22 protein-coding genes are annotated in these 17,592 nt (G+C 60.9%); 12 read left to right on the plus strand and 10 right to left on the minus strand.

The window, feature by feature from the left end; all coding sequences use genetic code 11:
- Nucleotides 1-19: 19 nt before the first annotated feature.
- The 5 genes from lysA to argH form a co-directional block, all read right to left on the minus strand.
- Nucleotides 20-1,285, minus strand: coding sequence for a diaminopimelate decarboxylase (gene lysA, locus ACOQFT_RS07085; protein ID WP_421597247.1), 1,266 nt, complete (start codon nucleotides 1,283-1,285; stop codon nucleotides 20-22).
- Between the two features lie 65 nt (nucleotides 1,286-1,350).
- A complete protein-coding gene (locus ACOQFT_RS07090; RefSeq protein WP_421597248.1) occupies nucleotides 1,351-1,500 on the minus strand; it encodes a hypothetical protein in 150 nt (49 codons plus the stop codon).
- 81 nt (nucleotides 1,501-1,581) lie between these two features.
- On the minus strand, nucleotides 1,582-1,767 hold the full coding sequence (locus ACOQFT_RS07095; protein WP_421597249.1) for an argininosuccinate lyase: 186 nt from the start codon (nucleotides 1,765-1,767) through the stop codon (nucleotides 1,582-1,584).
- Nucleotides 1,768-1,953: 186 nt separating this feature from the next.
- Nucleotides 1,954-2,844: a sugar-transfer associated ATP-grasp domain-containing protein gene (locus ACOQFT_RS07100; protein WP_421597250.1), complete on the minus strand. Its 891-nt coding sequence runs from the start codon at nucleotides 2,842-2,844 to the stop codon at nucleotides 1,954-1,956.
- A gap of 54 nt (nucleotides 2,845-2,898) precedes the next feature.
- Nucleotides 2,899-4,287 carry an argininosuccinate lyase gene (gene argH / locus ACOQFT_RS07105; RefSeq protein WP_421597251.1) on the minus strand — a complete coding sequence of 463 codons (1,389 nt, stop codon included), beginning with the start codon at nucleotides 4,285-4,287 and terminating at the stop codon, nucleotides 2,899-2,901.
- 21 nt (nucleotides 4,288-4,308) lie between these two features.
- Here argH and ACOQFT_RS07110 point away from each other — a divergent pair, with 21 nt between their 5' ends.
- From ACOQFT_RS07110 to ACOQFT_RS07160, 11 genes are all read left to right on the plus strand, one after another.
- Nucleotides 4,309-4,875 (plus strand): TlpA disulfide reductase family protein, encoded by a 567-nt coding sequence (locus ACOQFT_RS07110; protein ID WP_421597252.1) that lies wholly within the window; start codon nucleotides 4,309-4,311, stop codon nucleotides 4,873-4,875.
- A gap of 61 nt (nucleotides 4,876-4,936) precedes the next feature.
- On the plus strand, nucleotides 4,937-5,299 hold the full coding sequence (locus ACOQFT_RS07115) for a hypothetical protein (RefSeq protein ID WP_421597253.1): 363 nt from the start codon (nucleotides 4,937-4,939) through the stop codon (nucleotides 5,297-5,299).
- A gap of 90 nt (nucleotides 5,300-5,389) precedes the next feature.
- Nucleotides 5,390-5,719: a hypothetical protein gene (locus tag ACOQFT_RS07120; RefSeq protein ID WP_421597254.1), complete on the plus strand. Its 330-nt coding sequence runs from the start codon at nucleotides 5,390-5,392 to the stop codon at nucleotides 5,717-5,719.
- 60 nt (nucleotides 5,720-5,779) lie between these two features.
- Nucleotides 5,780-6,166, plus strand: a complete 387-nt coding sequence (locus ACOQFT_RS07125; RefSeq protein WP_421597255.1) for a hypothetical protein — start codon at nucleotides 5,780-5,782, stop codon at nucleotides 6,164-6,166.
- Nucleotides 6,163-7,134 carry a sterol desaturase family protein gene (locus ACOQFT_RS07130; RefSeq protein WP_421597256.1) on the plus strand — a complete coding sequence of 324 codons (972 nt, stop codon included), beginning with the start codon at nucleotides 6,163-6,165 and terminating at the stop codon, nucleotides 7,132-7,134. Before ACOQFT_RS07125 ends, ACOQFT_RS07130 begins: the two co-directional genes overlap by 4 nt.
- 92 nt (nucleotides 7,135-7,226) lie before the next feature.
- Nucleotides 7,227-7,415: a hypothetical protein gene (locus ACOQFT_RS07135; protein ID WP_421597257.1), complete on the plus strand. Its 189-nt coding sequence runs from the start codon at nucleotides 7,227-7,229 to the stop codon at nucleotides 7,413-7,415.
- 91 nt (nucleotides 7,416-7,506) lie between these two features.
- The gene (locus tag ACOQFT_RS07140; RefSeq protein WP_421597258.1) at nucleotides 7,507-8,340 is read left to right on the plus strand and encodes an EAL domain-containing protein; all 834 of its coding nucleotides are present in this window, start codon (nucleotides 7,507-7,509) and stop codon (nucleotides 8,338-8,340) included.
- Between the two features lie 184 nt (nucleotides 8,341-8,524).
- Nucleotides 8,525-9,700 carry an acetyl-CoA C-acetyltransferase gene (locus ACOQFT_RS07145; RefSeq protein ID WP_421597259.1) on the plus strand — a complete coding sequence of 392 codons (1,176 nt, stop codon included), beginning with the start codon at nucleotides 8,525-8,527 and terminating at the stop codon, nucleotides 9,698-9,700.
- Between the two features lie 187 nt (nucleotides 9,701-9,887).
- On the plus strand, nucleotides 9,888-10,610 hold the full coding sequence (gene phbB / locus ACOQFT_RS07150; RefSeq protein ID WP_421597260.1) for an acetoacetyl-CoA reductase: 723 nt from the start codon (nucleotides 9,888-9,890) through the stop codon (nucleotides 10,608-10,610).
- Between the two features lie 299 nt (nucleotides 10,611-10,909).
- Nucleotides 10,910-11,857, plus strand: a complete 948-nt coding sequence (locus ACOQFT_RS07155; protein WP_421597261.1) for a transcriptional regulator GcvA — start codon at nucleotides 10,910-10,912, stop codon at nucleotides 11,855-11,857.
- Nucleotides 11,854-12,720 carry a DMT family transporter gene (locus tag ACOQFT_RS07160; RefSeq protein ID WP_421597262.1) on the plus strand — a complete coding sequence of 289 codons (867 nt, stop codon included), beginning with the start codon at nucleotides 11,854-11,856 and terminating at the stop codon, nucleotides 12,718-12,720. Before ACOQFT_RS07155 ends, ACOQFT_RS07160 begins: the two co-directional genes overlap by 4 nt.
- On the opposite strand, the gene ACOQFT_RS07165 is transcribed toward ACOQFT_RS07160, so the two are convergent.
- The 3 genes from ACOQFT_RS07165 to ACOQFT_RS07175 all read right to left on the minus strand — a co-directional run bounded on the left by ACOQFT_RS07165 (nucleotide 12,717) and on the right by ACOQFT_RS07175 (nucleotide 13,988).
- Nucleotides 12,717-12,881, minus strand: a complete 165-nt coding sequence (locus ACOQFT_RS07165; protein WP_170385717.1) for a YdcH family protein — start codon at nucleotides 12,879-12,881, stop codon at nucleotides 12,717-12,719. The two genes, ACOQFT_RS07160 and ACOQFT_RS07165, sit on opposite strands and share 4 nt — an antisense overlap.
- A gap of 121 nt (nucleotides 12,882-13,002) precedes the next feature.
- Complete coding sequence (locus ACOQFT_RS07170; RefSeq protein ID WP_421597263.1) at nucleotides 13,003-13,776, minus strand: tRNA1(Val) (adenine(37)-N6)-methyltransferase; 774 nt, start codon at nucleotides 13,774-13,776, stop codon at nucleotides 13,003-13,005.
- A complete protein-coding gene (locus tag ACOQFT_RS07175) occupies nucleotides 13,773-13,988 on the minus strand; it encodes a DUF2007 domain-containing protein (RefSeq protein WP_170333283.1) in 216 nt (71 codons plus the stop codon). Before ACOQFT_RS07175 ends, ACOQFT_RS07170 begins: the two co-directional genes overlap by 4 nt.
- Nucleotides 13,989-14,043: 55 nt before the next feature.
- Between ACOQFT_RS07175 and ACOQFT_RS07180 the strand changes: the two genes are divergently transcribed.
- Nucleotides 14,044-15,042: a polyprenyl synthetase family protein gene (locus ACOQFT_RS07180; protein WP_421597264.1), complete on the plus strand. Its 999-nt coding sequence runs from the start codon at nucleotides 14,044-14,046 to the stop codon at nucleotides 15,040-15,042.
- Here ACOQFT_RS07180 and ACOQFT_RS07185 read toward each other — a convergent pair.
- Both ACOQFT_RS07185 and ACOQFT_RS07190 read right to left on the minus strand, forming a co-directional pair.
- Nucleotides 15,035-15,856 carry a 4-(cytidine 5'-diphospho)-2-C-methyl-D-erythritol kinase gene (locus ACOQFT_RS07185; protein WP_421597265.1) on the minus strand — a complete coding sequence of 274 codons (822 nt, stop codon included), beginning with the start codon at nucleotides 15,854-15,856 and terminating at the stop codon, nucleotides 15,035-15,037. The two genes, ACOQFT_RS07180 and ACOQFT_RS07185, sit on opposite strands and share 8 nt — an antisense overlap.
- Nucleotides 15,846-17,558: a tetratricopeptide repeat protein gene (locus tag ACOQFT_RS07190; protein ID WP_421597266.1), complete on the minus strand. Its 1,713-nt coding sequence runs from the start codon at nucleotides 17,556-17,558 to the stop codon at nucleotides 15,846-15,848. Before ACOQFT_RS07190 ends, ACOQFT_RS07185 begins: the two co-directional genes overlap by 11 nt.
- Nucleotides 17,559-17,592: the final 34 nt, after the last annotated feature.

The raw sequence follows: 17,592 nt of genomic DNA on the forward strand, positions 1-17,592 counted from the left end.
GGCCCGCGCGGTTATCGCGTCAAAGCCACGTAGGTATGGTATCGCGGTTTATGATTTCGTCAAAGCTTGGCCGTTCACGAATTACGGCAAATTGATCCCCATGCACCAGAACCTCTGGGATCAGGGGGCGGGTGTTGTATTCGCTGGCCATCACCGCGCCATAGGCCCCGGCGCTGCGGAAGGCGACCAGATCACCGGCGACAAGCGGCGGCATATTGCGCTGTTTGGCAAAGGTATCGCCCGTTTCGCAGACCGGACCAACGATATCATAGGGCTGTTGTTCAACGCCGGGCGCGGGTTCCCGAACCGCAACGATATCGTGATGCGCCTCGTACATCGCAGGGCGGATCAGGTCGTTCATGGCCCCGTCGAGGATCAGGAAATCACGATCCTCGCCGGATTTCACATAGATCACCTTGCTGACCATAAGGCCCGCATTGCCCGCAATCAGGCGGCCCGGCTCGATTTCGATCTCGCAGCCCAGATGGCCCAGCGTCCTCTTGATCATCGCACCGTATTCCACCGGCAGCGGCGGCGCGTCATTGGCACGGGTGTAGGGAATTCCCAGCCCCCCGCCCAGATCAAGGCGGCGAATGTTGTGGCCCTCGGCGCGCAGTTGTTCGGTCAGCTCAGCGACCTTGGTGTAGGCCAGCTCGAACGGTTCCAGATCGGTCAGTTGCGAGCCGATATGCACGTCGATACCGATCACCTCCAACCCCGGAAGGGTGGCGGCGTGGGCGTAAACCTCGGATGCGCGGGCGATCGGGATGCCGAACTTGTTTTCGGACTTGCCGGTGGCGATCTTGGCGTGGGTCTTGGCGTCGACGTCCGGGTTTACCCGAACGGTGATCGGCGCGACGACGCCCAGATCAATCGCGACGGCGTTGATCACTTCCATCTCGGGCTCGGATTCGACGTTGAACTGGCGGATGCCACCGGTCAGCGCGGTGCGGATTTCATCGGCGGTTTTTCCCACACCCGAAAACACGATCTTGTCGCCCGGAACACCCGCAGCCTTGGCGCGCAGGTATTCCCCCCCCGACACCACATCCATCCCCGCGCCCGCCTGCGCCAAAGTTTTCAGAATCGCCTGATTGCTGGCGGCCTTCATCGCATAGCAGACAAGGTGGTCGGTGCCCTCAAGCGCGTCATCGAACAGCTGAAAATGCCGCAACAGGGTCGCGGTCGAGTAGACATAGAACGGGGTTCCGACGGTGGCGGCGATTTCCGAGATCGGGACATCCTCGGCGTAAAGCGCGCCGTCGCGGTAAATAAAGTGATCCATGACAGCGCGCTTAGACCAAAACTGCCCGTCGGATCAATGGATTCTGCACAGCCCGAAGCGTTCCGTCAGTTGGTTGTCGACACACCGACCCGCGCATAGCCCGAGACCGAGATGCCGGACCCACCCGAAGGCGCCTCGGGCTCAGGGCGGGGTTTGTACGAAGGATCGCAGGCCGCAAGCACGGCGAGGGACAGGATCAGACCGATAAATTTCATAGTGTCGTCTTATGTTTAGGAGTTGGCGCAAGGCCGGTCATACCATGCAGATAAGCGCGCGACAGACAAATTGCAAAGGTGTCAAACGCCCAAATAGACGCCAAGACCGCCGCGCCGGACCCCGACACCGCCCCCGACATGGGTGCCGCCGCTGCCGACACCGATATTGGCGCTCATTGTTGGCTGGATCGGCTCACCATCAGCACCGCAGGCGGCCAGAGTAAACCCGGCCAACAAGACAAAACCCAAACGCAAAATTCGCATCATGCCAACACCTTCCGCCGCTTGATCTGGACATGCACCTGACCGGGGCACCGCGCCACGACAGGACTGGTGGTATTTTACCGCATTTTCACACCGTGAACACCAGGAATGTCACCGGACCTTCCACCCACAGTTTTCCTGACCGCAAGTTGCGAACCATGCCGATCAACAGCGATCGTCCGTCTACGCCTAAGAGCGGCGCGCGTCGCGGCGGAATTTCTCCAGTTCCTTGATCTGATTCAACATATCCGCAGAAATCTTTGATGCGTTTTCAACCGCTGGCACGAAATCCGGATTAAACAGGCCGCGTCCATAGGCCAGTTGGTAGAGCGAACGAAACGGGTTTGCGTTGCGCTCGATGGATTGCGCATCAAGCCCGATGCCGGTTCGCGCTTCGCCCAGAACACCATTGTCGTCGATCTGAACCAGAATGCTGCCTTGTTGCCAGAAATTGTCCGACTTCGCATTCGGCGACGGCACTTTCCACGGGGCATAGAGTTTTCGCGGCTTGTCCTGATCCCGGATCGTCACAAATCGCAGCGAGCCAACGGCTTTGCCGGCTATCTTGCAAAACTCGGGATGCTGACGAAGCGCCGACTGCAGCATGAACCCATCCGGGTAATCTGCATAGACTTCGTTGCAGAAACTCTCCAACAGCACTTTACGCCCGTTTCCCAGAACGATGAGGTCGTCCTCGATCCTCTCCAGATCCACCGAGCCAGAACTTCCCGAGCCCTCGCAGGGTTTGCCGAGCAGCGGGAAGGTGGCCTTTTGCGTCAGAAACTGAAGAAGCTCTGGCGGGCTTTTCAGGGCAGGTATGCTTCCAAATTTCCGGTTGCCGGATGCAACCGCCTGCGTCGCGGTCGTGGGAATTCCCAGCGGCGCCAACAAGGACGAATACATGACCTTGTCGGCAACAAACGCACGATTCAAAGCCAATCGCACGGGGGACATGTCACAATTGGCCTGGGATGATCCCTTTTCGCCCACAAAGGTGCGCTTTTCGTCCAGCGTCATTTCAGGATTGAAAAGACCCAGCGAAGAATACTCGGGAAAACTGGCCTCGGCGTGACTGCTCACCAGATGGCAGCAATTGGAACTGCGCCCGGACATCCGGGCGCAGGCTGGAAGGTCTCAGACCAGCGCCTTCCACCGTTCGACCTGCGCGCGCACCTGATCCGGCGCCGTGCCACCATAGGACTGGCGCGAGTTTACCGAGTTGTCGACGCCAAGCACTGAATAGACATCGTCGGTAATCTCGGCGTGAACCGATTGCATGTCCTCCAGCGTCAGGTCGGGCAGGTCGCAGCCTTTGCCTTCGGCCTTAGCGACCAGCGAACCTGTAACGTGGTGGGCGTCGCGGAACGGCAGGCCCAGTACCCGCACCAGCCAGTCGGCCAGATCGGTCGCGGTCGAGAAACCCGAGCCTGCGGCGGCGGCGAGGCTATCGCGGTTGGCGGTCATGTCCTTGACCATGCCTTCCATCGCGGCCAGCGCCAGCATCCAGTTGTCGGCAGCATCAAAGACCTGTTCCTTGTCTTCCTGCATGTCCTTGGAATAGGCCAGCGGCAGCCCCTTCATCACCATCATCAGCGCGGTATTCGCGCCGTAAATCCGCCCCACCTTGGCGCGGATCAGTTCCGCCGCATCGGGGTTTTTCTTCTGCGGCATGATCGACGACCCGGTCGAAAAGCGATCGGACAGCGTGACAAACCGGAACTGGGCCGAGGACCAGATCACCAGTTCCTCGGCAAAGCGCGACAGGTGCACGGCGCAGATCGAGGCGGTGGACAGGAACTCCAGCGCGAAATCGCGGTCACTGACCGCGTCCAGCGAGTTGGCGGCGGGGCGGTCAAAGCCCAGCGCCTGCGCCGTCATATGGCGGTCAATGGGGAAGGACGTCCCGGCCAGCGCAGCGGCGCCCAGTGGGGATTCGTTCATCCGGGCGCGGGCATCGCGGACGCGCGACAGGTCGCGGCCAAACATCTCGACATAGGCCATCATGTGGTGGCCCCATGTCACCGGCTGTGCGGTTTGCAAGTGAGTAAAGCCGGGCATGACCCAATCGGCCCCGGCCTCGGCCTGCGCCAAAAGCGCGCGGATCAGGGCCAGCAGGCCGGCTTCAGCCGCATCCAGCTGATCACGGACCCAGAGTTTGAAATCGGTTGCGACCTGATCATTGCGCGAACGACCGGTGTGCAAACGGCCTGCGGGCTCGCCGATCACCTCTTTCAGCCGCGCTTCGACATTCATGTGGATGTCTTCCAGCGCGGTCGAGAACTGAAATTCTCCGTTCTGGATTTCTGACAAAACGGTGAGCAGCCCTTCCCGAATTGCTTCGGCGTCACTATCAGTAATAACGCCTGTGGACGCCAGCATGGCGGCATGGGCGCGCGAGCCTGCGATGTCCTGGGCTGCCATCCGCTGATCGAACCCGATCGAGGCATTGATCGCCTCCATGATCGCGTCTGGACCGGCGGCAAAGCGGCCGCCCCACATCTGGTTCGAGGATTGATCGGTCATGTAAGAAAACCCGGAGTTGATATGCGCCTATTTCGTCTGATCCCCCTTTATATGGCCCTTGCGCTGGGTGCAAATGCGGCTTTGGCCACGGATGCGGAAACTCTGGGCCCGCTGCGCGAGGGCACGCTGAAACGGCTGATCCTGCACAAGGAACCCAAACCCCACGAACTGGTCGAGTTTCAGCTGGAAGATGACGGTGGCACCGCAACGCTTGAGGATTACAGGGGCAAATATGTTCTGCTGAACTTCTGGGCCACGTGGTGCGCGCCCTGCCGCAAGGAAATGCCCCAGATCGCCGAGCTGCAGGCCGAGTTCGGCGGCGACAAGTTCGAGGTGCTGACCCTGGCCACCGGGCGAAACTCTCCTGCGGGGATCAAGAAATTCTTCGAAGAGAACGGTATCGAAAACCTGCCCCGCCATCAGGACAAGAGCTCGGCCGTGGCGCGGGAATTTGGCGTGATCGCCCTGCCGATCACGGTGATTCTGGACCCCGACGGCAATGAGATCGCCCGGCTGATCGGGGATGCCGAGTGGAATTCGGACAGCGCCAAGGCGATTGTTTCGACACTGGTGGGCGCTGAAAGCTAAATTCTCCGGCACCCGTGGGAAAACATGCTATTCTCCTGCATATTTAGTTTGGGAGAATAGAATGAGACTGATTGTACTTACCGCCGCCATGGCTGGCGTTTTCCTGTGCTCTGCCGCAAGCTCTGACGCCAAAGAGCTACGCAAGCAAAACCAATTTCTGGACGCGGTGGCCGGTAAAAAACTGGTCAGCGGTGACACTTGGCTTGTCATTTCGCCGGATGGCAAAATCAATGGCGTCGGACGCAACAATGCGAAGCTCACCGGGGCATGGGCCTGGAGCAAGAAATTCTGGTGCAGGAATGTCGTGGTCGGTGACAAGGCTTTTCCGGAAGACTGCCTGAAGGTGTCTATAGACGGAAACCAAGTCACATTTGCGCGTAACAAAGGTAAAGGCGACGCAATCGTTTACACCATCGCCGACTAGGGTTTCAGCGCTCATTTCAAAAATGTGTTATTGTGGAACTGGCCTTAGCGGGCCGGTTTCGCTTGCAACCTTTATGGAAGGGAGAGACCAATGAAGCCGGTTGTTTTGCTGATTGGAAAACTGCCCAACGTCATCGGCGACGTGGCGCGGCAGTTGGATCACATGCCGATTCAATGGCTGGGCGCGCATGATCCCGACGAGGTCCGGCGGCAACTGGATGCCGAGCCCCGGATTGTCTGCGCCATCATGGGTGCCGGTCTGGATGACAAGATACGCGGCGAGTTGGTGGGCATCATCGCCGCCCGCAGGCCGGATATCTGCATCCACCTCAAGGACCGGGCATCCGGCCCTGACGGGCTGGTGCCGTTTGTGGAACGTGTCGTGCAGCACGAGATCCTCGACACGCTCGAGGCTGGCTGACGCCACGCAACCTTTGACACTGTCCTGACCGCTCTGCACTGTGCCAGGCGGGAGGATGGAATGCCGCTTGAAATACTGCTGGTTCTTGTTGCCGGAGGCATCGTCGGTGTGACGGTGATGCTGCATTTGACCGGGCGGTCCAAGCTGCGCGAGCTGACGCCCGGGACCGCGCGCTCGGAATGGCTGCGTCATGCGCCTGACGACGAGATCATCGACATCACCCTGGCCCATGACAAACACGCGGCTCTGATCCGCACCGAGACCGGAAACGGGCTGCTGTGGTCCTTTGGCGCCGATACCGTGGCGCGTCATCTGCTGGATTTTGACTGGCTGGATCACCCCGAGGGTTTCGAGATCCAGTTCCACGATTTCGGCACGCCCAAAGTCATCATCCACCTTGACGAATTCGAACGCCCCCACTGGGAACATCTGATGGACCCCGCATGACCGACCAAATTACCTTTCCCGACGCCGTGCAATGGGCGGTGCCTTTCTTCATCGCTGCCATTCTGGTCGAGTTTCTGTGGATCGCCATCAAGGGCAAAGGCGGCCGGTATGAGACGCGCGACGCGGTGACCTCTCTCATCATGGGCGCGGGCAATATTGCGTCCGGGTTTCTGCTGGGCTTCATCGCATATGCGTTTTTCATGTGGCTGTGGCAGATCACGCCGCTGAATCTGGGCACCTCGATCCCGGTGATCATCCTGTGTTTTGTGCTGGACGACCTGCGTTACTATTGGGTGCATCGGTTCGGCCACCGCATCCGCTGGGTCTGGGCCAGTCATGTGAACCATCACAGCTCGCAACATTACAACCTGACCACCGCGCTGCGGCAGACTTGGACCTATACGTTCACCTTCATGATGGTGGTGCGGACGCCGCTGATCTTGCTGGGCTTTCACCCGGCGATGGTGCTGTTTGTCGGCGGGCTGAACCTGATCTACCAGTTCTGGATCCACACCGAGGCCATCGGCAAGATGCCCCGCTGGTTCGAGGCGGTGATGAATACCCCCAGCCACCACCGCGCCCACCACGGCCGCAACGCGCGCTATCTGGATTGCAACTATGCGGGCGTCTTCATCATCTGGGACAAGATGTTCGGCACCTTTGTCCCCGAGCAGGAGGATGATCGCGTCGATTACGGGCTGGTCCACAATATCGGCACGTTCAACCCGCTGCGCGTGGCGTTTCACGAATGGGTCAGCATTTGGCACGACGCGACCCAGCCGGGGCTGACCCTGCGCGAACGTCTGGCCTATTGCTTTGCGCCGCCGGGCTACAGCCATGACGGCAGCCGCGACAGCTCAGACCAGATCAAAGCCAAACACCTGGCCCGGCATCCGGAAGATCGCGGAACGCCCGGATTTGAACAATTTGAAGCCAAAGCGCACAATACACAGGCAAAACAAGCTTAAATCCGCCGACCCGGCAGCCCATTTCCTTGAAAGCGGGATTTCACATTCCATATTCAGCGGATGTGAACCGTATTGAGTAGCCGGAGGCCGACATGCCCAGATTGACAACTGTATCAACCGTTCTTGGTCTGGTCGGGCTGGTTCTGGCAATGCTGACAGCGCTGGCGGGCGGCGCGCACGGCATCATTGTGCTGGGATTTGTCATGCTGGCACTCGGCTTCATGGGCGCCCTGATCGGTGCAGCAGCGGCCCTGGGCCGTGTCTGGCAAACGACGCGCTGAACAGCATCAAATTCACGCTCCTTAACCGCAGATTCATAGTTTTGCCCTGAAATCAAACCCCGAGCGGCGACGTAAAGGGAATGGCAAAGCGATGCGGGACAAAAAACAGGCAGATGTGCCCGAGGGTGCGGAAAGCCCGCTGAATGCGGCCGTCGCATCCCGCGACACCACTACGGTTCAGATGGCGACCGAAGCCGTCAAACACAAACAATGCAAACTGGCCTTTCAACCTGTCATGCAGGCGCACCCTCCGTTCGGCGTGGCCTTTTACGAAGGGTTCATCCGGGTGCTGGACGAGACCGGGCGGGTCATCCCCGCGCGCGATTTCATGCCGCAGTTGGAAAACACCCCCATCGGTCGGGATCTGGATTGTGTCGCGCTGGAAATGGGGCTGCGAACGCTGGCCCGAAACCCCGACATACGGCTGTCGATCAACATGTCGGCGCGCTCGATCGGATATGCACGGTATTCGCGGGTGCTGGACCGGTTCCTGAAAAAAGACGCCAGTATCGGCGAACGGCTGATCCTCGAAATCTCGGAAAGTTCGGCGATGACGGTGCCCGAGCTGGTGATCGATTTCATGGACCGGCTGCAACCGCGCGGCGTCGCCTTCGCGCTGGACGATTTCGGCGCCAGCAACTTCAGCTTCCGCCATTTCCGAGAGTTTCTGTTCGATGCCGCCAAGATCGACGGGCAATTCGTGCGCGGCATCAGCGACAATCCCGACAATCAGGCGCTGGTCCGTGCGCTGGTTGCCGTGGCGCGGGAGTTCGAGATTCTGGTGACCGCCGAATCGGTCGAAACCAAAGCAGACGCCGAATTCCTTGTGGCCAATGGCGTGGACTGCCTGCAGGGCTATTTGTTCGGCGCTCCGACCGTCTCGGCCCCGTGGAAAGACCAAAAAGCGCAGCAAACCGGCAGCTAACCACGCATGAGCTGCCCTAGGGGCACCCTGAGACAAGGTGACCGTTGCTGCGTTTGCAGCATTACGCTATGCCATGTGAAGTTGGAGCGGGGGATCAGCAGGCGCTCCGGTTCACAGGGGCATTGCCTTTGCGATCAGCGCCGTTACGGTTCCCACAGGACCTTGATGGTAAAGGATTGTCTATATGACCAACGTAGTAATCGCATCTGCAGCACGGACTGGCGTCGGCAGTTTTGGCGGCTCGTTTGCAAACACACCCGCACATGATTTGGGGACTGCCGTTCTCGAAGCCGTCGTCGAACGCGCCGGAGTCGAAAAGGGTGAGGTAAGCGAAACCATCATGGGTCAGGTACTGACAGCGGCTCAGGGTCAGAACCCGGCGCGTCAGGCCCATATCAATGCCGGCCTGCCGCAGGAAAGCGCAGCCTGGGGTATCAACCAGGTGTGTGGATCGGGCCTGCGTGCTGTGGCACTGGGGGCTCAGCACATTCAGCTGGGCGATGCCGAAATCGTCGCCGCTGGCGGTCAGGAAAACATGACCCTCTCGCCCCACGCCGCCGCCCTGCGCGCCGGTCACAAGATGGGCGACATGAAATACATCGACACGATGATCCGCGACGGCCTGTGGGATGCCTTCAACGGCTACCACATGGGTCAGACCGCCGAAAACGTCGCCGAGAAGTGGCAGATCAGCCGCGATATGCAGGACGAATTCGCCGTCGCTTCACAGAACAAGGCCGAGGCCGCGCAGAAGGCCGGCAAGTTCGCCGACGAAATCGCACCCTTCACCATCAAGACCCGGAAGGGCGACATCGTGATGGACAAGGACGAGTACATCCGCCACGGCGCAACTATGGAGGCCATGGCCAAACTGCGCCCGGCCTTCACCAAAGACGGTTCGGTCACCGCGGCCAACGCATCCGGTCTGAACGACGGCGCGGCGGCGACCCTGCTGATGTCGGCCGAAAACGCCGAGAAGCGCGGCATCGAGCCTCTGGCCCGCATCGCCTCCTACGCCACCGCCGGACTGGACCCGTCGATCATGGGCGTTGGCCCAATCTACGCCTCGCGCAAGGCACTGGAGAAAGCAGGCTGGTCGGTTGACGATCTGGATCTGGTCGAAGCCAACGAAGCCTTTGCCGCGCAGGCTTGCGCCGTGAACAAAGACATGGGTTGGGATCCGTCGATCGTGAACGTCAATGGCGGCGCGATTGCCATCGGCCATCCGATCGGCGCCTCGGGTTGCCGCGTTCTGAACACGCTGCTGTTCGAAATGAAGCGCCGCGATGCGAAAAAGGGTCTGGCGACTCTCTGCATCGGTGGCGGCATGGGTGTCGCCCTCTGCGTGGAGCGCGACTAAGTGCGTTGACAATTAAACATAAACGGGCGTCCGCTGGGCGCCCTTTTTTTGTTACATTCAGGTTTTACACAGTAGATGCGACAATATCGCCGGACAGAAAGTCACAATCGAACACGAAACGATATTGCGCAGCAATCTCTCTCAGAGTAACAGAATTACCAAGCAGACTAAATTAGAGGAGTCCTCAATGGCACGTACAGCACTCGTAACCGGCGGTTCCCGCGGCATCGGCGCAGCAATTTCCAAGGCGCTCAAGGCCGAAGGGTATAATGTTGCAGCCACCTATGCCGGAAACGACGAAGCGGCGGCAAAATTCACCGAGGAAACCGGCATCGCCACCTACAAGTGGAACGTGGCCGATTATGACCAGTCCAAAGCGGGCATTGAAAAGGTCGAAGCCGAGGTCGGCCCGATCGATATCGTGGTCGCCAACGCGGGCATCACCCGCGACGCGCCGTTCCACAAGATGACCCCCGATCAGTGGAAAGACGTGATCGACACAAACCTGACCGGCGTGTTCAACACTGTCCATCCTATCTGGCCTGGCATGCGTGAACGCAAGTTCGGCCGCGTGATCGTCATCAGCTCGATCAACGGTCAGAAGGGCCAGTTTGCGCAGGTAAACTATGCCGCAACCAAAGCGGGCGATCTGGGTATCGTAAAGTCGCTGGCGCAGGAAGGTGCGCGCGCAGGCATCACCGCCAACGCGATCTGCCCTGGTTACATCGCGACCGAGATGGTCATGGCGGTTCCGGAAAAGGTTCGTGAATCCATCATTGGCCAGATCCCGGCCGGTCGCCTGGGCGAACCCGAGGAAATCGCCCGCTGCGTGGCGTTCCTGGCCTCGGAAGAGTCTCAGTTCATCAACGGCTCGACGATTTCGGCCAACGGTGCACAGTTCTTCGTTTGAACCGACGAACCTGCAAGAAATCGGGCCGGTCCTTTTGGACCGGCCCTTTTCTATCCCGTAAGAACGCGCGCGCTGCGCTCAGCGGGAACCGAACAGCCATTTCAAGGTGTTGTTGATTGCGCGAGACCGTTCCAAATGGGCGCGCTGAAAGGCGCGGGCGGTGGCCGGGTTGGTGGTGACCTCAATCATGGCGGTTTTCCTTTCAGTTCAACTCTGTTTGACTTGAACTGAATATGCGCCTTACATTCTAAGCTGACAAACGAGGTTTCTACAGATTTCAGTTAAGAATTTCTTGATAAATGAGCACACCCCTTCCCCCTCTGACCGCCCTGCGTGCCTTTGATGCTGCCGCACGGCATATGTCCTTTGCCAAGGCGGCGGACGAGTTGCACGTCACACCCGCAGCGCTGTCCTTTCAGATCAAATCGCTGGAGGAACATCTGGGCCGCCCCCTGTTTCGCCGCCTGAACCGCGCGGTGGAACTGACCGAGGCCGGGCGTGCCCTCGCCCCCGGTGCCGCCGAGGGGTTTGCCACATTGCAGGCCGCGTGGCAGGCCACCCGGCGGCAGGGCAACGACACCAGCCTGACGGTGACCGCAGGGCCTGCGCTGACGGCCAAGTGGCTGGCGCCGCGGCTCTATGATTTTGCCCGGACGCACCCCGAGATCGACCTGAAATTCTCGGCCACCCTGCGGATCGTGGATCTGGAACGCGATGATGTGGATGTGGCCATCCGTTTTGGCTATGGCCCGGATGAAGGGTTGTATTCCGTGCCCGTCCGCAAAGAGTGGCTGACCCCGGTAATGACCCCGGAACTGGCCGAGCGGTATCCAACCCCCGAGAGCCTGAAGGACGCGCCGCTGATCCACGACGACTCGATTGCGTTTCTGCGGCCGCGCTGTGACTGGCCCACCTGGTTCCGGGCGGTCGGCGTCGATTTCACGCCCGAGCATGGCGCGCGATTCTCGAACGCCGATCACGCAATTGATGCCGCTGTCGCGGGCGTTGGCGTGGTGCTGGGGCGCCGCGCCATGATCCTGAAGGACATGACCGAGGGGCGGCTGGTCGCCCCCTTCAAAGTCGCCATCGAGACCAGCGGGAGATTCCGCTTTCTGTGCCTGCCTGGCGCCGAAAACCGGCCCCAGATTGCAGCCTTTCGCGATTGGTTCGTTGCCGAGATCGAGAAAACCGCGCATATCTCGGACAACTTCAGGATCATCCCGGTGGAAGACGTCCCTGCCCCATGACCAGAACACGCGCAACAGCTATCGGGTTTATCGCCGTTTTGCTGTGGTCCTTGCTGGCCCTGTTCACCGTTGGGTCGTCTCCGACCCCGCCCTTGCTGCTGAACACCATCTGCTTTTCGATCGGAGGCACGCTGGGCCTGATCTGGACCGGGACCAATGGTGGCCTGCGCCAGCTGGGCGCGGTGCCCTGGACGACATACCTGTTCGGCACCGCGGGGCTGTTTGGCTATCACGCGCTGTATTTCTCGGCCCTGCGCATGGCTCCGGCGGCTGAGGCCGGGTTGATCGCCTATCTCTGGCCACTGTTGATCGTGCTGTTTTCGGGGCTGCTGCCGGGCGAGAACCTGCGCCTCGGACATCTGATCGGCGCCTGTCTCGGCTTTACCGGCGCGGCCGTGATCATTGCCGGGGGCGGCAGGATGGGGTTCCAGGCCGATCATCTGCCGGGCTATGGGCTGGCGCTGCTCTGCGCGCTGACATGGTCGGGCTATTCGGTGCTGTCGCGCCGGTTGGGCAACACGCCGACCAGTTCCGTCGCGGTGTTCTGCCTCGCCGCGGCGGTTGCTTCGGGCCTGCTGCATTTGGCGGTCGAAGACACTGTCTGGCCCGATGATGCCATCGGCTGGGCCTCGGTCGTGGCCCTTGGGCTGGGGCCGGTTGGGTTGGCGTTTTACGTCTGGGATATTGGGGTCAAGCAGGGCGACATCCAGATGCTGGGTACAGCGTCCTACGCGGCACCCCTGTTGTCTACGCTGGCTTTGGTTGTCGCCGGGATCGCCGCCCCGTCCTGGGGTCTGGCGATCGCGGCCGTGTTCATTACAGGCGGCGCGGCGATTGCCGCACGGGCCAGTATGAGACGCTAGTTCGACAGTCGCTCGATCTCTTCCTTCAGCCTAAGCTTCTGCTTTTTAAGCTGAGCAATATGGAGATCGTCGATGCCAGGCGAGCGTTGGGCTTGTTCTACTTCAAGACCGAGGTTTTCATGCTTTTTCTTCAGTTCGGTCAGGTGTGCGCTCACGCTCATGGCGATACTCCTCTGTTGGTGTCTGAGTTTCACGTAAGAAGTTGACCACATCGTTTCCACCCTGTCACGCTGCAGACGCACAGATTCTGTCATAAATCCGACAAATTCGGCTGGTTACTGCCTATCGGTCGAAAATGCCGCAGATCGTAGCCCCGTCGCGCAGCACCGAAGAGACCTGAGTCGTATAGCTTTCGCCGTCTTTTTCGTGGCGGTCGCCCGCGTGCGAAATCAGCGGCGCATGCAGCCGAAATGCCGCCTTACCGCCTTTTCTGGCGCGTAAAATCACCAGTTCGGCGGCGCGACCGGTACGGGCGGCCAGCGGCAGCACCTCGACCGAGCCCAAACGCCCGGCGCAACCCGCCAGCATGTCAGGCAGGCGGTCGGCCTTTTGGATCATGTGCAGATATCCACGCGGCGCGAGGCGTTTGGCGGCAACATCAAACCAATCAGCCAGAGGCGTCTCTTCCCCCAAAGCCACACTGCGCCCCTTGTCCGCGGCAGGGCTGTGCGCCCCGGCGCGATAGTAGGGCGGATTGGCGATCACATGATCGAACTGCCGCTGTTTCAGGTCGGCAGGCAGAGCGTTCAGGTCTGCTTCGATCACCTCCAGCGACTCGCCGTTTTCCACAGCGTTTCGACGCGCAAGATCGGCATAAGGTGCTTGCAACTCTACGCCAACTCCCTGCACCCCCTGCACGCGGGCCAACAGACACAGGATCGCCGCCCCGGCCCCGCAGCCCAGTTCCAGCACGGTGTGACCACGTGTCGCCGGGACCGCAGCCGCCAGCAGCACCGGGTCCAACCCGGCGCGATAGCCTGAACGCGGTTGCCAGAGGCGCACTCGCCCGTTCAGAAAATCGTTACAGGTCAGGTCTGTATCGGGAAAAAGAGTCATCGTCCCAGGGGGATGTCATTGTCGCGCATCACGCGTTCCGCGCGGGTCAGGTCATCTGTCCGCACCATCAGGCGGCGCGGAAAAATTCCGATGCCGCCTTCGAGGATGCTCATATTTACGTCCATCTGAAAGCAGTCTATATCCTCACCTTCAAGAAGGGCCGAAGCAAAGGCCAGGATCGTTGGATCGGTGCTGCGCAAAAGTTCTTTCATGGGAAGGATGTAAGGGCAAGGACCGCCGAAAGTCGAGCCTTGTATCAGGAGTGTGATGGATATCGACACGATCACGAAACCGCATGAACGGCTGGCGGAAATTCTGGCCGGCGAAATGGACGCGGTCAACGAGCTGATCCGAACGCGCATGGCCTCGGATCATGCTCCGCGCATCCCCGAGGTTACCGCACATCTGGTTGAGGCCGGTGGCAAGCGCCTGCGCCCGATGCTGACATTGGCGGCCGCGCGGCTGTTCGGATACAAGGGCGACCACCATGTGCGTCTGGCCGCAACGGTCGAATTCATCCACACGGCCACCCTTCTGCATGATGACGTGGTGGACGAAAGTGCCCAGCGGCGCGGGCGGCCAACGGCGAACCTGCTGTGGGACAACAAATCCAGCGTTCTGGTCGGCGATTACCTGTTCTCCCGCAGCTTCCAGCTGATGGTCGAGACCGGGTCGCTGCGGGTTCTGGACATCCTAGCCAATGCCTCGGCCACCATTGCCGAAGGCGAAGTGCTGCAGATGACCGCCGCCACCGATCTGGGCACGGATGAGGCGATTTACCTGCAGGTCGTGCGCGGCAAGACCGCCGCGCTGTTTTCCGCCGCGACCGAGGTTGGGGGCGTTATCGCCGGCGCGTCGGAAGAGCAGGTCAAGGCGCTGTACGACTATGGCGACGCCTTGGGCATTGCCTTCCAGATCGCGGATGATCTGCTGGATTATCAGGGCGATAGCAAGGCCACTGGCAAGAATGTCGGTGACGATTTCCGTGAACGCAAGCTGACCCTGCCGGTGATCAAGGCCGTGGCGCAAGCAACCCCCGAAGAATACGCCTTTTGGGAGTGCACGATTGGTCGGGGCCGTCAGGAAGACGGCGATCTGGACCACGCGCTAAGCCTGATGGGCAAATACGGCACTCTGGACGCTACCCGCGCGGATGCGTTCGGATGGGCCGCCAAGGCCAAGGCCTCGCTGGACGCCCTGCCCGACCACGAGATCCGCACCCTGCTGCGTGATCTGGCCGACTACGTGGTCTCGCGCCTCAACTAAGCTGCGTCGCGCGACACCACCAATCGGGATGGGCCGCGCCGATCTCATAGGCCGCGAAATGCGCGTCTTTCATGGTTGGATACAGCGCGAAACAGGTCGAACCTGAGCCCGACATCCGGGCCAGAAGGACCTGTTTGGTGTCTGTCAGCTCTTCAAGCACACGGGCCACATCCGGGGCCAGCCCGGTGGTGGGCGGTTCAAGATCATTGCGCTGATCCCGCAGCCATGCGGCACAGTCCTCGGGTACTGTGAAGGCTGGTATCACGTCAGGCATGGGCGGGTTGTCACGGCTGGCCAAAGCCGAGAACACCGCGCCTGTGGGCACTTCGACGCCGGGATTGACCAGCAGCGCGGGCAAGAGGGGCAAGGGGACCGGCTCCAACTGCTCGCCGATACCACGCATCCGTGCACCAGAAGCCCACATGCACACCGGAACGTCCGCACCCAAAGACTGTGCCGCATCCGGCGAGACGGCCAGCCCTTGATCCGCAATCATCCGGAGTGTTGCGGCAGCGTCCGAGGACCCTCCACCGATCCCGCCGCCATGGGGCAGCACCTTGTTCAGGTCGATATGCCCGGTCCAGCCCGCAGCCTCGGCGGCTCTCCAGACCAGATTGCGGTTGTCCGTGGGCACGCCCGCCGCGTGTTCACCGGAGACCGCCATCGACAATGCAGGGCCGGGGGTGAACTCCAGCGTGTCGCCGACATCTGCGAACACCACCAGCGAATCCAGCAGGTGATAGCCGTCGGGGCGCTGGCCGGTCACATGCAGGGTCAGGTTTATCTTGGCGGGCGCAAAGGCCTTAGTTGCCATTGGCGACCTTCAGCGGCTCGGCCCCTTCTTCGGCCAGAACCGCGTCCAGCCCGATCTCAAGCTTGCGGCGGATGCGTTCGGGGTCGGCCTCAGCATCTGTGTCTGACGGGTCGATGAAGGACAAGGCGCGGCTCCACTGGAACTCGGCCTCGCGTCCACGGCCCACAGCCCAGTAGACGTCGCCCAGATGGTCATTCACCACCGGATCGACCGGCATCAGTTCGACAGCGCGTTCCATATGCTCGACCGCTTCGTCATAGCGGCCCAGACGGAACAGGACCCAGCCCAGACTGTCGACGATATAACCACTGTCCGGCCGCGCCGCGACGGCGCGTTCGATCATGTCCAGCGCCTCGTCCAGTTTCTCGTGCCGTTCGACCAGCGAATAGCCCAGATAGTTCAGCACCTGCGGTTGATCCGGGTTCAATTCAAGCGCACGGCGGAAATCGGCCTCGGCCTGATCCCAGTTCTTCAACCGCTCATGCGAGATTCCGCGGGCATAGTGCAGGAACCAATTGCCGCCGGTGCTGCCCTCGGTCAGGTCAATGGCCCTGTCATAGGACGCGACGGCCGCCGCGTATTCCTCTTGCTGGCGCTGCAGATCGGCCAGCGCCACATGCACGCTGGGCAGGTACGGGCTTTGGCTGGCCAGCGTCTGCAGCACTTCGGCTGCGGCATCTTTCTTGCCCCATCGGCTGAGCACTTCGGCCCGGCCCAACTCGGCGGCGTGGTAGTCGCTGCTGCTGGGCGGCACCTTGCGATAGGCATCCACCGCCAGATCATATTGTTCCAGATCGTCCAGCAACTCGGCACTCAGCAGGATCGCATCCACGTGGTCGGGGCGCAGGAACGCGGCGATGCGCACATAAAGCAGGACGTAATTCTGCGCCGCCTCGTTGCTGAGCGCGGCACCGACGGAAAAGAACACTTCCGCCATCCCCTCCTGAGCCGACTGCGCATGGGTGAACGGCAGCGTTTCACCGGCGCTCAGACGCGCGACATAGCCCTCGATGGACGGATCGCTGCCGGCGGCAAAGACCTCGGCCAGAAACTGCAATGCGTCGTCATGGCGATCCAGTTGCGACAGGACCTCGGCCCGGGCCAGGGCCGCGCGGCGCGAAAAGCGGGATACGGCACCGTTATGCTCTGTGAACACCTCTTCGGCGCCTTCGAAATCACCCACCGAGGCCAGCGCCAGCGCCTTGTGATACAGCGCAAAGTCCCGCAGCCCGTCCTGCGTGGCGACCTCATCGAATTGTTCCATGGCGCGGGTCATGGCGCCCTGCCCCATATAGGCCCAGCCCATCATCAGACCGTCGACCAGTGGCCCCACGCCCTGCGTTTCGTGATCCAAGGCCAACAGGTCGTCCAGCTTGCCTTCGGCGCCCAGAGTGGCGGTGATCACCATCCGCGCCGCCTGGCTGGGCAGGCCCATATCTTCAATCACCTGTGCAACCGACAGCGCACGCTGTACCTCGCCCAGAGACAGGCGGGCGACGACAACACTTTCCAGCAGGGTCGCATTTTCGGGATCGGCCTTCAGGGCCCGGGCATAGTATTTCTCGGCCGCAGAATAGTCGTTCTCGTAAATCGCCTGACGGCCGGCCAGATAGGCGCCGGACCCTGTATCCGCATGAACCGGAAAAACAAAAGACGAGGTGAACAGCACAGCCAGCGCTGCGCGACGAACCAGAGAAACCACCACAATCCTGCCTTGCTATTCTTGTCTGCGCAAC

The organism is Ruegeria sp. MALMAid1280 (genome assembly GCF_049195285.1).
GTDB lineage: Bacteria > Pseudomonadota > Alphaproteobacteria > Rhodobacterales > Rhodobacteraceae > Ruegeria.

Coding starts and splice junctions, on each gene's coding strand:
- ACOQFT_RS07125 (WP_421597255.1), top strand. CDS start 5,780: ATGCCGCTTGAAATACTGCTGGTTCTTGTTGCCGGAGGCATCGTCGGT.
- ACOQFT_RS07180 (WP_421597264.1), top strand. CDS start 14,044: ATGGATATCGACACGATCACGAAACCGCATGAACGGCTGGCGGAAATT.
- ACOQFT_RS07155 (WP_421597261.1), top strand. CDS start 10,910: ATGAGCACACCCCTTCCCCCTCTGACCGCCCTGCGTGCCTTTGATGCT.
- phbB (WP_421597260.1), top strand. CDS start 9,888: ATGGCACGTACAGCACTCGTAACCGGCGGTTCCCGCGGCATCGGCGCA.
- ACOQFT_RS07095 (WP_421597249.1), bottom strand. CDS start 1,767: ATGATGCGAATTTTGCGTTTGGGTTTTGTCTTGTTGGCCGGGTTTACT.
- ACOQFT_RS07120 (WP_421597254.1), top strand. CDS start 5,390: ATGAAGCCGGTTGTTTTGCTGATTGGAAAACTGCCCAACGTCATCGGC.
- ACOQFT_RS07160 (WP_421597262.1), top strand. CDS start 11,854: ATGACCAGAACACGCGCAACAGCTATCGGGTTTATCGCCGTTTTGCTG.
- ACOQFT_RS07145 (WP_421597259.1), top strand. CDS start 8,525: ATGACCAACGTAGTAATCGCATCTGCAGCACGGACTGGCGTCGGCAGT.
- ACOQFT_RS07140 (WP_421597258.1), top strand. CDS start 7,507: ATGCGGGACAAAAAACAGGCAGATGTGCCCGAGGGTGCGGAAAGCCCG.
- ACOQFT_RS07175 (WP_170333283.1), bottom strand. CDS start 13,988: ATGAAAGAACTTTTGCGCAGCACCGATCCAACGATCCTGGCCTTTGCT.
- lysA (WP_421597247.1), bottom strand. CDS start 1,285: ATGGATCACTTTATTTACCGCGACGGCGCGCTTTACGCCGAGGATGTC.
- ACOQFT_RS07185 (WP_421597265.1), bottom strand. CDS start 15,856: ATGGCAACTAAGGCCTTTGCGCCCGCCAAGATAAACCTGACCCTGCAT.
- argH (WP_421597251.1), bottom strand. CDS start 4,287: ATGACCGATCAATCCTCGAACCAGATGTGGGGCGGCCGCTTTGCCGCC.
- ACOQFT_RS07135 (WP_421597257.1), top strand. CDS start 7,227: ATGCCCAGATTGACAACTGTATCAACCGTTCTTGGTCTGGTCGGGCTG.
- ACOQFT_RS07110 (WP_421597252.1), top strand. CDS start 4,309: ATGCGCCTATTTCGTCTGATCCCCCTTTATATGGCCCTTGCGCTGGGT.
- ACOQFT_RS07170 (WP_421597263.1), bottom strand. CDS start 13,776: ATGACTCTTTTTCCCGATACAGACCTGACCTGTAACGATTTTCTGAAC.
- ACOQFT_RS07165 (WP_170385717.1), bottom strand. CDS start 12,881: ATGAGCGTGAGCGCACACCTGACCGAACTGAAGAAAAAGCATGAAAAC.
- ACOQFT_RS07130 (WP_421597256.1), top strand. CDS start 6,163: ATGACCGACCAAATTACCTTTCCCGACGCCGTGCAATGGGCGGTGCCT.
- ACOQFT_RS07115 (WP_421597253.1), top strand. CDS start 4,937: ATGAGACTGATTGTACTTACCGCCGCCATGGCTGGCGTTTTCCTGTGC.
- ACOQFT_RS07090 (WP_421597248.1), bottom strand. CDS start 1,500: ATGAAATTTATCGGTCTGATCCTGTCCCTCGCCGTGCTTGCGGCCTGC.